Origin of the sequence: Hespellia stercorisuis DSM 15480, from assembly GCF_900142165.1 — a bacterium.
GTDB lineage: Bacteria > Bacillota > Clostridia > Lachnospirales > Lachnospiraceae > Hespellia > Hespellia stercorisuis.
Genome location: NZ_FQZY01000034.1, coordinates 1 through 14,256, shown reverse-complemented (window position 1 = coordinate 14,256; position 14,256 = coordinate 1). Strand labels below are relative to the sequence as shown.

The 14,256-nt window shown below is 51.5% G+C and carries 12 protein-coding genes; 8 read left to right on the top strand and 4 right to left on the bottom strand.

Features of this window, described 5'->3' with window-relative positions; all coding sequences use genetic code 11:
• The first annotated feature begins 63 nt into the window (after positions 1-63).
• The 8 genes from dnaX to BUB85_RS11940 all read left to right on the top strand — a co-directional run bounded on the left by dnaX (position 64) and on the right by BUB85_RS11940 (position 7,827).
• Positions 64-1,626, top strand: coding sequence for a DNA polymerase III subunit gamma/tau (gene dnaX, locus BUB85_RS11975; protein WP_073110770.1), 1,563 nt, complete (start codon positions 64-66; stop codon positions 1,624-1,626).
• Positions 1,627-1,638: 12 nt separating this feature from the next.
• Positions 1,639-1,992, top strand: coding sequence for a YbaB/EbfC family nucleoid-associated protein (locus tag BUB85_RS11970; protein WP_073110768.1), 354 nt, complete (start codon positions 1,639-1,641; stop codon positions 1,990-1,992).
• Between the two features lie 134 nt (positions 1,993-2,126).
• Positions 2,127-2,723 (top strand): recombination mediator RecR, encoded by a 597-nt coding sequence (gene recR, locus BUB85_RS11965; protein WP_073110766.1) that lies wholly within the window; start codon positions 2,127-2,129, stop codon positions 2,721-2,723.
• Between the two features lie 77 nt (positions 2,724-2,800).
• The gene (locus BUB85_RS11960) at positions 2,801-3,916 is read left to right on the top strand and encodes a LacI family DNA-binding transcriptional regulator (RefSeq protein WP_073110764.1); all 1,116 of its coding nucleotides are present in this window, start codon (positions 2,801-2,803) and stop codon (positions 3,914-3,916) included.
• A gap of 279 nt (positions 3,917-4,195) precedes the next feature.
• The gene (gene fsa, locus BUB85_RS11955) at positions 4,196-4,852 is read left to right on the top strand and encodes a fructose-6-phosphate aldolase (protein WP_073110762.1); all 657 of its coding nucleotides are present in this window, start codon (positions 4,196-4,198) and stop codon (positions 4,850-4,852) included.
• Between the two features lie 18 nt (positions 4,853-4,870).
• Positions 4,871-5,743 carry a transketolase gene (locus tag BUB85_RS11950; RefSeq protein ID WP_330392304.1) on the top strand — a complete coding sequence of 291 codons (873 nt, stop codon included), beginning with the start codon at positions 4,871-4,873 and terminating at the stop codon, positions 5,741-5,743.
• The gene (locus tag BUB85_RS11945; RefSeq protein ID WP_073110758.1) at positions 5,731-6,669 is read left to right on the top strand and encodes a transketolase family protein; all 939 of its coding nucleotides are present in this window, start codon (positions 5,731-5,733) and stop codon (positions 6,667-6,669) included. The genes BUB85_RS11950 and BUB85_RS11945 overlap by 13 nt, the downstream gene beginning before the upstream one ends.
• Positions 6,670-6,897: 228 nt before the next feature.
• A complete protein-coding gene (locus BUB85_RS11940; protein WP_084534022.1) occupies positions 6,898-7,827 on the top strand; it encodes a polysaccharide deacetylase family protein in 930 nt (309 codons plus the stop codon).
• A 36-nt stretch (positions 7,828-7,863) separates the two neighbouring features.
• Here the strand turns inward: BUB85_RS11940 and BUB85_RS11935 are convergent, their stop codons facing one another.
• From BUB85_RS11935 to BUB85_RS11920, 4 genes are all read right to left on the bottom strand, one after another.
• The gene (locus BUB85_RS11935) at positions 7,864-8,982 is read right to left on the bottom strand and encodes an ATP-NAD kinase family protein (protein WP_073110756.1); all 1,119 of its coding nucleotides are present in this window, start codon (positions 8,980-8,982) and stop codon (positions 7,864-7,866) included.
• Positions 8,983-9,111: 129 nt separating this feature from the next.
• Positions 9,112-10,671, bottom strand: a complete 1,560-nt coding sequence (gene gcvPB, locus BUB85_RS11930; RefSeq protein ID WP_073110754.1) for an aminomethyl-transferring glycine dehydrogenase subunit GcvPB — start codon at positions 10,669-10,671, stop codon at positions 9,112-9,114.
• A 51-nt stretch (positions 10,672-10,722) separates the two neighbouring features.
• The gene (gcvPA, locus tag BUB85_RS11925) at positions 10,723-12,114 is read right to left on the bottom strand and encodes an aminomethyl-transferring glycine dehydrogenase subunit GcvPA (protein WP_073110752.1); all 1,392 of its coding nucleotides are present in this window, start codon (positions 12,112-12,114) and stop codon (positions 10,723-10,725) included.
• A 506-nt stretch (positions 12,115-12,620) separates the two neighbouring features.
• Positions 12,621-14,126, bottom strand: a complete 1,506-nt coding sequence (locus tag BUB85_RS11920) for a xylulokinase (RefSeq protein WP_242945413.1) — start codon at positions 14,124-14,126, stop codon at positions 12,621-12,623.
• Between the last annotated feature and the right edge of the window lie 130 nt (positions 14,127-14,256).

Below are 14,256 nucleotides of genomic sequence, written 5' to 3'. Positions count from 1 at the left end.
GAACTGCCGTTTACTGCGGTTGGGACAGAATAACAGAGAGAACAAAAAGTTGAGGTGTAAGTCATGTCATATATGGCGCTTTATAGAAAGTTCCGCCCGGATTCCTTTGAGGATGTAAAGGGACAGGATCACATTATTACAACATTAAAAAATCAGATAAAAGCGGAGCGTATCGGACATGCATATTTATTCTGTGGAACAAGAGGAACCGGTAAGACCACGGTGGCGAAGATATTTGCCAAGGCGGTAAACTGCGAGCACCCGGTGGATGGAAGTCCCTGCGGGGAGTGTGCCATGTGCAGATCCATTGCAGCGAACACGTCCATGAATGTCATTGAGATCGATGCGGCATCCAACAACGGTGTCGACAACATCCGTGAGATCCGTGAGGAGGTCGCTTACCGGCCAACGGAAGGAAAGTATAAGGTCTATATCATCGATGAGGTTCATATGCTTTCTATCGGGGCGTTCAACGCATTGCTGAAGACGCTGGAGGAACCACCGGAATACGTGATTTTTATCCTTGCGACCACGGAGGTGCACAAGATCCCGATTACGATTCTGTCGCGCTGTCAGCACTATGATTTTAAGCGGATTACGATCGAGACGATCTCGAACCGTCTGAAGGAGCTGATGGTGAAGGAACAGGTTGACGTGGAGGACCGCGCGATCCGTTATATCGCGAAGGTGGCGGACGGCTCTATGCGTGATGCGCTGAGTCTGTTGGATCAGTGCATCGCATTTTATCTGGGGCAGACCCTGACTTACGATAATGTACTGGAAGTGCTCGGGGCGGTGGACACGGATGTGTTCAGCAGGCTGCTTCGTGACGTGCTGGGACGGGATATTCCGAAGGTGCTGGACACGGTGGAGGATCTGATCATGCAGGGCCGCGAATTGACGCAGCTGGCTGCGGACTTCACCTGGTACTTAAGAAACTTGCTGCTGGCGAAAACTTCTGATAATATAGAGGATGTACTGGATGTCTCGACAGAGAATATGAGACAGCTCCAGGAGGAGGCGCAGATGATCGACAGCGATACACTGCTGCGCTACATCCGGGTCTTCTCGGAACTGTCCGGGCAGCTCAAGTACGCAACCCAGAAGCGGGTGCTGCTTGAAGTGGCGCTGATCAAGTTGTGCACGCCTGCCATGGAGACCAGTCAGGATGCGGTGCTTGACCGGATTCGTGTGCTGGAGGAGAAGATGGAACAGGGACTTCCGGCAGCGGAAGCCGCGGAGCGGATTGTCTATGTAAACGAGGGGGCGCCGAAAAAGAAAGCGCCGAAGCCGGAGCTGCCGAAGGCGGTACCGGAGGACGTGCAGGAGGTTGTGAAGAACTTCCGATCCATTGCCGACGAGACGTCGGGAATGCTGCGCGTGTACTTAAAGCACGCCAAGCTGAGTCTGGGCGGGGACGACAGACTGCTGATCGTCATGCCGGAGGAACTGGAGGCACAGATGGTCGGCACAGATGAACATAAACAGGAACTGGAGACACTCATTGAAAATCGAATCGGCAAGTCTGTCAGTGTGGATGTCCGTCATGTGGATGAAGGACGACATTTTGAGGACAGCTTTGTGGATTTGGAAAAAGTGATCAATATGGAGATCACGGTAGAATAAGGAGGACATACCATGGCAAAACGTGGAGGCTTTCCGGGCGGCGGTGGCATGCCGGGAAATATGGCAAATCTGATGAAACAGGCGCAGAAGATGCAGCGCCAGATGGAAGAACAGGCAAAAGAGATGGAGACGAAGGAATTTAGTGCAACTGCAGGCGGAAATGCGGTTGAGGTGACAGTCTCAGGAAACAGAGAAGTGAAGGCTGTGAAGCTGCAGGAAGAAGTAGTGGATCCGGATGATATCGAGATGTTGGAGGATCTGATCGTCGCAGCAACCAACGAGGCACTCCGCAAGGTAGATGAGGCATCCTCATCAGCCATGTCCCAGCTCACCGGCGGCGGTGGTGGTCTGCCGGGAATGTTCTAGGAGAACTGCGCCAAAGAACGAAAAAGTTCTAAAAGGGACAGGGTGTCGTGCAATTGGGGACGTAGCAAAGTTGCAACTTTGCTACGTCCCCAATTGACAATCAACCTGTCCCCATTGAGAGAGAGGTATTGAGAATGGACTATTACAGCAGTCAAATCAGCAAGCTGATGGATGAACTGTCAAGGCTGCCGGGAATCGGAACGAAGTCGGCACAGAGACTGGCGTTTCATATTATCAATATGCCGAAGGAGCAGGTGGACCAGCTGGCGAAAACCATGGTGGATGCCCGGGAGAACGTCAGGTACTGCAAGCAGTGTTATACTTTGACAGACAAGGAGCTGTGCCCGATCTGCAGCAACAGCAAGCGGGATCAAAAGACCATCATGGTCGTGGAGAATACGAGAGATCTGGCGGCTTACGAGAAGACCGGGAAATATGAGGGCGTGTATCACGTCCTTCACGGTGCAATCTCGCCGATGCTCGGGATTGGACCGGGAGATATCAAACTTAAGGAACTGATCACCCGTCTGGAGGGAGACGTGGACGAGGTGATCATTGCCACAAACTCCAGCCTGGAGGGAGAGACGACGGCGATGTACATCAGCAAGCTGATCAAACCGACGGGAATCAAGGTGAGCCGGATTGCCAGCGGCGTTCCGGTGGGCGGCGATCTGGAGTATATCGATGAAGTGACGCTTCTGCGTGCCCTGGACGGCAGGACGCAGCTTTAGACATGGCATGAAAATGCAGAGTGAAAGCCGCGGATCACACAAAGGAAAATGAAACAAGCATAAGCGGGAGGTATTCTATGAGCAGGAAGAAGGTAACGTCCTCCGATGTGGCGAGAGCCGCAGGAGTATCCCAATCAACAGTATCGATGGTGCTGAACAAAAAGTATAATGTCTCTTTCTCGAAGGAAGTGATCGAGAAGGTGGAGCGTACTGCGGAGGAACTGGGGTATGTGATTCCGAAACGGAAGGTGCGTAAGGACGGAAACCGGGAAAAACTAATCGTTGTATTCTGTCCGAACCTGACAAACCCATACTATGTCATGCTGCTGCAGGGGATCGAGTCCCGGTCGATGGAGCAGGGGTACGCCCTGTTTGTGTGCAACACTCAGCGCAATCTTGCCCTGGAGGAGCGGTATCTGAAAATGATGCACACGCTGCGTCCTCACGGAATCATTTATACATGCAATCCCAGCCACTGCTTCATGGAAGAGGTGGAGAACCTGGCAGAGCGCATCCCGATCACAGTGATCAACAACCAGAATGAGAAGCTGAATGTTGATGCGGTGGAGCTGGATAATTCCAAGCTGGGCCGGATCATGGCCAGGCATCTGCTGGAGCTGGGGCACAAGCGCGTGGGCTACATTGCACCGCCGCTGACGGTGCGCCAGAAGCAGCGCTCGAAGCGGGTGGAGGGATTTCTCAAGGAGTTCGACAAGGCCGGCCTGAAGGATGAGGTGGTAATCAAGGCGGCTGGGGAGGAACTGGACCAGAACATGCCGGACATTGACTCGGAGTACAAGATCGGCTACGATCTGACGAAAGAACTGCTGGCGGAGCACCGGGATCTGACGGCAATCGTAGGCCTGAACGACATGATTGCATTCGGGATCATGGATGCGCTTCACGATGAGAAGTACAAGGTGCCCGGGGATATGTCGGTGATGGGGTGCGACAACACTCTGTTCGCCCAGATGCGCGAGGTTTCTCTGACTACGATCGAGCATTTTGTGGTGTTCAAAGGGCGGGATGCCTGTGACATTATCATGAAAAAGATCAAGCCGTCCCACACAAAGTATGGCGGGATAGAGCCGATCAGCATTTACCACGTGGAGTATGAGCCGCAGCTGATCGTGCGCGGGAGCACGTCTTACCCGAAAAGAGCGGGTGGGCGAATCGAAAGAAATAAAAATTAATCAATTTGACGAAAATATTAATAATAATTATGAACGCTGGATATACATAAAGAGCGAAAAATGGATATCTTCTGCAAGAAAAACCATGCAATGGATGGTTTTGCACAGATAATTAATGAATGATTCACAAGAAGAATTAATAAAACACAATATTATTAATTGAAAAAATTACTAATAAATATATGCTCTATTGACCTTATGACATTCCATAGGCTATAATCAAGGCATATTAAAAAATCAACTAATATCAATCGTTTCAAGTCCAAGGAGGAATAAAAAATGAAATTTTTCATCGACACAGCAAAAGTAGAGGATATCAAAAAAGCAAATGACATGGGAGTGATCTGTGGTGTTACAACAAACCCATCCCTGATCGCAAAAGAAGGACGTGTATTCGAGGAAGTTATCGCAGAGATCGCATCGATCGTTGACGGAGCAATCAGCGGAGAGGTAAAGGCGACAACAACAGACGCAGAGGGCATGATCGCAGAAGGAAAAGCAATCGCAGCAATCCACCCGAACATGGTTGTTAAAATCCCAATGACAGTAGAAGGACTGAAGGCATGCAAGGCATTGACCGCAGAGGGAATCAAGACAAACGTTACGTTGATCTTCTCGGCAAACCAGGCACTTCTTGCTGCAAGAGCAGGCGCTACATATGTATCTCCTTTCCTTGGACGTCTCGATGATATTTCCGTTCGCGGAACAGACCTGATCGCAGAGATCGCAGAGATTTTCGCAGTCGCAGGTGACATCGACACAGAGATTATCGCGGCAAGCGTGCGTAACCCAATCCATGTTACAGACTGCGCACTGGCAGGAGCACACATCGCAACTGTTCCATACAGCGTAATTGAGCAGATGACACATCACCCACTGACAGACCAGGGTATCGAGAAATTCCAGAAGGACTACATCGCAGTATTCGGTGAGTAAGAAATAAGAAATTACCATTTGTCCCCATATCATAAAAATCAAAGGAGATCAACTATGACTACATTAGAGTTACAGCAAACTGCAAATGAAGTCCGCAAGGGCATCGTGACCGCAGTTCACAGTGCAAAATCCGGTCATCCGGGCGGATCCTTATCAGCCACAGATATTTTCACGTATTTATTCTTTGAGGAGATGAATATCGATCCGAAGAATCCGAAGAAGGCAGACCGTGACCGTTTCGTATTATCAAAAGGACATACAGCTCCGGGATACTATTCCGCACTGGCGAACAGAGGATTCTTCCCGGTGGAAGATCTGACGACACTTCGCCACGTAGGTTCTTACCTGCAGGGACATCCGGACATGAAGCACATTCCGGGTGTGGATATGTCATCCGGTTCTCTCGGACAGGGAATCTCAGCGGCAGTTGGTATGGCCATTTCCGCAAAGCTCAGAGGTGAGGACTACAGAGTCTATACTCTGCTTGGAGACGGCGAGATCCAGGAGGGGCAGGTCTGGGAAGCTTCTATGCTTGCGGCACACAGAAATCTGGACAACCTTGTAGTGATCGTTGACAACAACAATTTACAGATCGATGGAGCAATCACAGAAGTAAACTCTCCATACCCGATCGATAAGAAGTTTGAAGCATTCAATTTCCATGTGATCAACATCGACGGAAATGACTTTGATCAGATCGCAGCAGCTTTTGCAGAGGCGAAGAACGTAAAGGGACAGCCTACAGCGATCGTTGCAAAGACCATCAAAGGAAAAGGCGTTTCTTTCATGGAAAATCAGGCGTCATGGCACGGTGCTGCACCGAACGACGAGCAGTACGCAGTTGCAATGGCAGATTTGGAGAAAGCAGGTGAAGCATTATGTCAGAAGTAAAGAAAATCGCAACAAGAGAAAGCTACGGTAATGCTTTGGCTGAAATGGGAGCAAAGTACGAAAACCTTGTAGTTCTGGATGCCGATCTGGCAGCAGCAACCAAGACTGGTGTGTTCAAGAAAGCATTTCCAGAGCGTCACATTGACTGTGGTATCGCAGAGTGCAACATGATGGGCGTAGCAGCGGGACTTGCAACGACAGGCATGGTTCCATTTGCAAGCTCTTTCGCAATGTTTGCGGCGGGACGTGCATTCGAGCAGATTCGCAACTCTGTGGGATATCCGAAGCTGAATGTGAAGATCGGAGCGACACATGCCGGAATTTCCGTAGGTGAGGACGGAGCGACACATCAGTGTAACGAAGACATCGCACTGATGAGAACTATTCCGGGCATGGTGGTCATCAACCCGGCAGATGATGTAGAAGCAAGAGCAGCAGTACAGGCAGCTTACGACCACGAGGGTCCGGTTTACCTGAGATTTGGAAGACTTGCAGTGCCGGTAATCAACGACAATGCAGACTACAAATTTGAGTTAGGAAAAGGTGTGGTTCTCCGTGAGGGAAAAGACGTGACAATCGTTGCGACAGGACTTCCGGTATCCAACTGCTTAGAGGCAGCTGAGAAGCTTGCGGCAGACGGAATCGATGCAAAGGTGATCAACATTCACACCATCAAGCCACTGGACGAAGATCTGATCGTAGCAGCGGCCCAGGAGACAGGCAAAGTTGTAACGGTAGAGGAACACTCTGTGATCGGCGGCCTTGGAAGTGCAGTCTGCGATGCGCTGGCGGAGAAAGCACCGACAAAGGTTATGAAGATCGGTATCAACGATACTTACGGCGAGTCAGGTCCGGCGGTAGAGCTGGTTAAAAAATATGGTCTGGATGCGGACAGCATTTATGCGAAAGTGAAAGCATTCTGCTAATTCAGAAGAAACATGTTCAAAAGGGACAGGTTAAACAGCAATTGGGGACGTAGTAAAGTTGTAACTTTACTACGTCCCCAATTGCTGTTTTGACCTGTCCCTAATCGTTTTCCTGCCTTTACTTCACTGTGAAAGTAGATTATAATTAAGCTTATGAATGTTTGTGGCGGGAAGGGAGTCCCCGGTGGGGCGGTCCGGAGTGATTATTTGAGGAAAAGGAATTGTGAGATGATGGAACAGAAGAGAAGGAATGGAAGAAACAAGACACATGGAAAGAGATATTCTGGCAGGAGGAATCATGGCAAATGGCGCGGCGGCCTGTTGGGAATGGCGGTGGCCGGTGCGGTGCTCCTGATTGGCGGCAGCGTATTTCTGGCAATTGAGACGGAAAAGCGCATTGAGGCAAGGACAAAGCAGGCGAAGAAAGCGGAGCGGCTCGTGGTGACAGCGGAGGACATCAAGGCACCTGTGGTGCCGGACCGATCGGATTTTGCGGTGAAACCGGGAAGAACGGTGGGAACCACAGAGCAGTCGGCGGAGAAGACGGTGTATCTGACGCTGGATGACGGCCCCTCCAATCTGACGGCACAGGTGCTGGAGATTCTGGATCAGTATAATGTGAAGGCGACATTTTTTGTGACCAATGCCATGCCGGAGTATCGTCATATGATCAAAGAGGCCTATGACCGCGGACATACCATCGGGCTTCATACATATTCTCATGACTACGCGTCGATTTACAGTTCCACGCAGGCTTATATGCAGGATCTGGAGAAAATCGGCCAGGTGGTGAAGGAGCAGATCGGGTATGTGCCGAGCTTTATTCGCTTTCCGGGTGGCGCGTCCAACACGATCTCGGCAAATTACTGTACGGGGATTATGTCGGCCGTGTCCGGACAGGTGCTGGCGCAGGGGTACCAGTATTACGACTGGAACTGCAGCTCCGGTGACGGAAGTGTTCGCAACGCAGATGAGCTGACGGCACAGGCGACGAGCTGTGCGGAGAATAATATTATCCTGCTCTCCCATGATTCGGCGGCGAAAGCGACCACAGTGGAGGCTCTGCCGCGGATCATCGCACACTATCAGTCACAGGGGTATGTGTTTAAGGCAATCGACACCACGAGTTATGTGGTGCACCATGGAATCGGGAATTAGGAATTAGAAAAAATTCAAGGCCAGCCGGACAGCACGCTAATCGGTGACCGGAACCACCATGCTTTCGCCGTACCCGACCAGCACCCGCATATAGCCGCATAACAGCCGGTTCACATCCTCGCAGCCGGTGTCGACGTAGAGCTTCTGGCCAAAGAGGGAGAGCATCTTGTTCTTAGAGGCGGCGACCATGATGTTTTCCCGCCCGGTCCGGCGGATGACCTCCGCGCTGAGCTGCTGGTTTCCGCGCCCGAAGATATAGCCCTGGCCGCCGATGACGGTGACGATGATCTTCGCCCGGTCATACTGGTCCAGATATTCCAAAATCTCATGCTCGGTACAGTCGGAGGCGATGACCTTTCGGTTGCAGACCAGATCCACGCCGAGCAGTGTGTAGGGGAGCTCCAGTTTCTTCATGACGGCAGCGGTGGTGGAGCCGGTCCCGACAATGTAGAGCACGTCCTTCTCCATGGTGTCGGCGATGTAGTTGGACAGCAGCTCGACGGAGGTACTCTCGGAGTAGCCGCGGCCGCTCTTTAAATTCTGTACCATCTTCGTCTCGTTCGGAATCCGCAGATATCCGTAGAGCCGCGCCTGCACGATATCCTGCCGAAACAGCTCCTCATCGATATCCATCACCTCGGCCTCTCTGGTCTCCCGTACCTTTCCCCGCACATACTGGGCAATCAGCATACCGGCATTGCGCGGGTTAAGTGCGTAGACGCCGGAATGGATCTTGCACCCGGTGGGAATGCCGAGCACGGTGACAGCGGTGCCCACTGCATCCATGATGTTGCGCGCGGTGCCATCGCCACCGGCGAATAGAATGATGTCCAGATTCAGGTCCCGAAGTGAGCGGGCAGCGCGGATGGTGTCTTCCGGCGTGGTGTGGCCGGAATCAATGTTTCCGATGACGGTGGCGGAAAGTCCGGCAGCGGTGCAGATATTCTCGCCCATTTCCCCGGGCCAGGTGTAAATATCGAGCTGGTCAGCCACGTTCCGGAGAGCCTTCATGGTGATAAGCGCCTTCTGTCCACTCTCAAAGGTGGCGCCCAGATCGAGAGCTTTTTTCAGTACCGCCTCGCCGTCCGAACCCTTCAGCCCGACTTTCCCGCCGATTCCGGCCACCGGGTTGACAATAAATCCTAATTTTTTCATAAAAAATTCCTCCTGCTTTGAATATCAGTCTTTTATTTTTCGCTGTATGAGAACGTGAGCACTGCCGGAATGCTGCGCAGTGCTCACAATGGTCATCCGGCAGATTCACCGGAATGGAAACAATTTTATTTACAAAGAATGTTTTCGTTTATAAGCTCTCCAGGTCAGAGCCCATTTCTCAGGATCATCCAGTTCTTCTTCCTTGATTCTTCTGTGCATAGCCGTGTTGTACGGTGCGTTTTTCAGAAGCTCAGGAGTCTCGGCGGCCTCTTTTGCCACGGTCTCGACCACTTTGCAGTACTCCTCGATGTTCTCCTTGGTATAGGACTCACATGGCTCGATGGTCATTGGCTCTGGAATTACCCATGGGTGATGTGAAGACCAGAACCACGGGATTCCATAATCGCCCATACGGCAGTTCATGTCATCGGAACCAATATCGTATTTCTCTCTGAGTGGCTGGAAACTGTAGCGGATCTGTTCCTGGCGAATGATCCCGTTGCCCTGGAATGCATGAGCCACGCCCGGAATTTTCTCCATCAGATTCAGCATGTAGTTGTTGTTTAAAACAGAAATCTCAGCGCATTCTTTCAGACCCTCAGCGCCCATCATCATACTCCATGCGTACGCTTTCAGGACGACAGCGGACTGACCGATGTACTCGCGGACACGGCCGATGCTCTCCGGTTTATCGTAATCCAGATAGTAGTGGTTTCCGTCAAATTCCACGGTCGGAACCGGCAGGAATTTTGCAAGAGATTCACGGACACCGAATGCTCCGCATGCAGGACCTTCCCCGCCGTGAGGAGTGCCGAAGGTCTTGTGCACATTGAAGTGGCACATGTCAAAACCGGCCTCCTTTGCACGCGCGATCCCGAGAAATGCATTGGCATTTGCCTGATCATAGAAGCACAGGCCGCCGACAGCGTGAATGGTCTCCACGATCTTGTCCGCGTGTATATTGTAAATGCCGATATCCTCCGGGTTGGTCATAAAGATTGCGGCAGTGTGCTCATTTGCGGCAGCCTTGATGGCCTCATAATCCGGCATACCGTGTTCGTCCGGCCAGATGGTGATGACCTTGTATCCGGCAGTAGCCGGGCACGCAGAATCACAGGGATGGGAGAAAATCGTGGTGATGATCTCATCTCTCTGTTCGGCCTCGCCGCGGGATTCGTGGTAGGCGCGGATGACAGATGCAGCCGTGTATACCGCGTGATTTCCGCCGCCGGGCTGCAGACTGAATTTATCCAGTCCGGAAACTTCTTTTACGACATGCTCGAAATCGTAGTAGACCTTGAGTATGCCCTGTACGGTGTCCACATCCTGATCGGGATGTATGTCCGCAAATCCAGGATTGGCAACCAGAGTCTCACAGAGACGCGGATTGTATTTCATGGTACAGGTACCCTCGGACATGTCGTTGGCCAGATTGGCGCCCATGGTCTCCTGAGACAGATGAAGAAAATGTTCCAGAACCTGTTTCTGTGCGACTTCCGGAAGATCCAGAGAGCTCTTGCGCTTTAATCCGTCAGGAAGTGCACAGGCGTCCTCTGAGATGCCGGCCTCAATCGCATCCTCTACGAGCGGCGGAATGATTCCGCGCAGCCCGGGAGTCGATAATTCATATATGACAGGCTCATTCCAGCGAGCCTGTTGAAAATTATTTCTGACTTTTACTTTTGCCATTTTTATTCAACCTCCGTTTTATATTAATCATAACGATTTAAAATCACACACTTATGCACAGATTTTTTTCAATGCCCCGATCAGTGTATCCAGATCCTCCACAGTATGCACCTCGGTCACGCTGTACAGCGCGCTCTGCCCGTATTCCGGGAACTCGCCGCCCATGTATTTGCCGCCGAGCACATTGTAGTCGAGAAGTGCCTTGTTGATCTCGGCAACCGTCTTGCCCGTCTCCGTGAAGTCCACAAGAAAATCGCAGTAGCTGCAGCCGCTGACCGGTATTTTGATGCCCGGAATCTCGGATAATTTTTTCTTGGTGTAGGCAACACGCTTCAGGATACCCTCGCCCAGTTCCTTGAAGCCCTGCGGTCCCATGAGAGCCATGTACACTGCCGCCGCGATACCGTGAAGGGCAGTGGTGGTTCCGATGAAATCCTTTCCTTTTTCGCGGGATGCGTAGGAGGTTCTCTCATAGAATACCTCGCCGAAGCCGTACTCGCCTTCCTGCTGCGTCTCGCAGAGTCCGAACAGAAGAGATGGGAACTCTCCGACAAATTCTTTGTCGTCTTTGGTACAGATGAATCCACCGATACCGCCGCCGTAGCTCATGTGGAGACCGAGAGGCTGAATTTCGCCGACCGCATAGTCAGCACCGTAGGCAGCAGGAGCTTCCAGGATGCCAAGAGAGGTGGGATCTACGCCGACAATGCTGTAGGCCCCGGCACTCTTTGCAGCAGCACAGATCGCGGCAGCCTGGGATTCGAGGGAACCGGTGTAGACTGGATTTTCGAAGTAGACAGCGGAGGTCTTGTCGGACAGCTTCGCCTTCAGGTCATCCAGATCCATGAGTCCGGTGTTCTTATCGTAGCCGATCTTTGTGACGGTGATTTCCGGTTTGCAGTAATTTCTGACGACCATCAGACGATCCGGAGACATGTTGCCGGCTACCAGAATCTCGGTTCTTTGGTTCGCACGTGCGGTCATGCGGCATGCGATGGCGATGGCGTTGGCCCAGTCGTAGGTCGGGGTGTTGCAGGCCTCAAAGCCGGTCAGGTCGCCCAGCATGGAGCTGCTCTCAAAGAGTGCCTGGAACTTTCCGTGATCGGTGTAGGCGTCGCCCACGTAGCAGGTCAGAAATTCGTCCCGTTCCATGATTGTCTCGACAACGGACGGCACATAATGGTTCCATGTTCCCCCGCCGAGGAAACAGATGTTGTTTTTCGCGTTTCGGTTCTGGTTCAGCAGTCCCTCCACATGTCTCTGACAGCTGTACTCGGAAATAATTGGATCCGGGAGCTGCATCTCACCTTTGAAACGCAGGTGCTCTGGGATACCCTGGTAAATGTCCTCCACACTCGTCATGCCGATGGCATCCAGCATCTGCTGTTTGACGGCTGGCTCTGAATTGGGAATGTAAGGATGTACAAATTGTTTTCCACTCATTAGAAAATAACCTCCTGTTTTATGAATTTACTGACAAGTATAAAAAATATCTGTCAATAGCACCGGTTGATGTAATTTCTCCAACAACTGCTGATAATGATATTCTTTTTATGCAAAAAGTCAACAGAAAAAAATACAAAAACAAAAATGTTGTTGAAATAGAATAAAAAGGACAGATCAAAATTGTTCAATATACATAAATTGAAATTAAACATTACAAATAGACCAGATTTGATCTGGTAATGTTGCATAAAAACGGATGAAGCAAAAAAAGAAAATTGTAATAGACTGCACATGTATCGGCCTGTCATTGACCCGCTGTGTGCGGGCCACAAAACTCTGTTTTTATACGATTTTGTTCTGTTTGGTATAATTCAGGTAGACTTTTTTCGAATCCAACCTGGTCATTTGTATCTTTTTAATAAAATATTTTTTGTTTTTTTGCGTTTCTTTTTATTTCCTTGAATTTACCTTGCACCTGTGGCACGGCTGGTACCCGAAAAGGATCATTTCCGCCGCTTTACCGCAGTCAGCCGGTCACTCAGTCCGGCCAGGCTGTCCGTCCAGTCGCTGTAGATTTCCAGGAGCTCCTCATAGACTGCATTGTTTTCCTGGATGGGGAGTTTTATGTCCTCCTGCTGGTGAACCTCCCGGATCTGATCATATCCAAGCCACAGTCCGCAGGCGTTGGCTGCGAGTGCGGCGGCCCCCAGAGACGCGGCATCCTGGTCCACGTTGGTCTTTAGGACCGGCATGTTGTAGATATCTGCGAAAATCTGCCGCCATATGGGGCTTTTGCTGCCGCCGCCGCAGATCAGCATCTCACCGGAGACGGTGACCTGACTGAGCAGGATATCAAGCGTCTTGCGCAGTGCCATGGCAACGCCCTCCATGGAGGCGCGCACCAGATCTTCGCGGGTATTGCCGAGTGTCAGACCCAGGAATCCTCCGGTCAGGTTCGGGGTGGGTTCCTGCGCACTGCCGCCCGCAAGCGTCGGATTAAACAGCACACCGTGGCTGCCAGCTGGTACGGACTCGGCCATCCGGTTCATGCGGTCATAGGCATCGATTCCTCTGGACGCTGCATCCTCCCCGGTCAGATCGTGGCACAGATTATCGCGGATCCAGCGGAAAGAGTTGCCTGCGGAGAAAATGGATACGGCAGAAGTATAATAGCCTTTTTTCGCGTGGGCGAAGACGAAGGGGCGGGTTTTCAAGTCCACAATCGGCGTCTGTGAAGTCACAGCGATCCAGCTGGAAGAGCCGAGAGAAGTGTAGACGACGCCCTCGTCAAGGCCGCGTGCGCCCAACGCCATACAGGTGTTGTCCACCGCACCGCAGGCGATGGGGGTTCCGGCGGAAAGGCCGGATTCGGCGGAAGCCTGTTCAGTTACAAATCCAATAATTGCATCAGAAGGGATGATTTCCGGAAAGATAGATGGGGGAAGCCCGGACGCTTCGATGAAAGCCGGCTCATAATCCCAGGCTTTCAGATTGAAGACCCCGAAACCAGAAGCGTAGGATGGATCTGTGCAGACCCGTCCCGTGAACTTATAGTTTACGAAATCTTTAGAGCCCATAATCTTGTCAACCCTTGAGAATACCTCCGGTTCGTGTTCCTTCATCCACATCAGTTTCAGCGCGGTGTAGCATTCGGCCGGATCACCGTTGCCGGTGACAGGATACCACTCCTCGTAGGAGAGCGTGTCAAAGAACCTGTCGACCTGGTCGGATGCGCGCATGTCGCACCAGATGGGAACCTGCTCCTGCAGGAGTTTCCCATCGCGGTCGATCGGCACGGCGACCAGACTGTGTCCGGAGAGTGCCGCGCAGGCGATTTCATCCGCGGATACTCCGCTTTTTGCAAGCAGGGTGCGGGTGGCTTCGCAGACATGGTTCCACCAGTCCATAGGGCGCTGCTCGACATAGCCGTCAGCCGGAAAGAAGGTGTCGTACTGGCAGAAAATCTCCGCAAGAGAAACACCCCCCTCGTCGAATAGAGAGGCTTTGATTCCGCCGGTTCCAAGATCATAAGCGATTATTTTATTTTTTTTGTAACTGTTCAGAACTCCATTAGTTAAAGATGATATCGGAATTCCCTAAAAGGGCTTCTCTGATTGCTGTAAAAGCATTTATTCCATG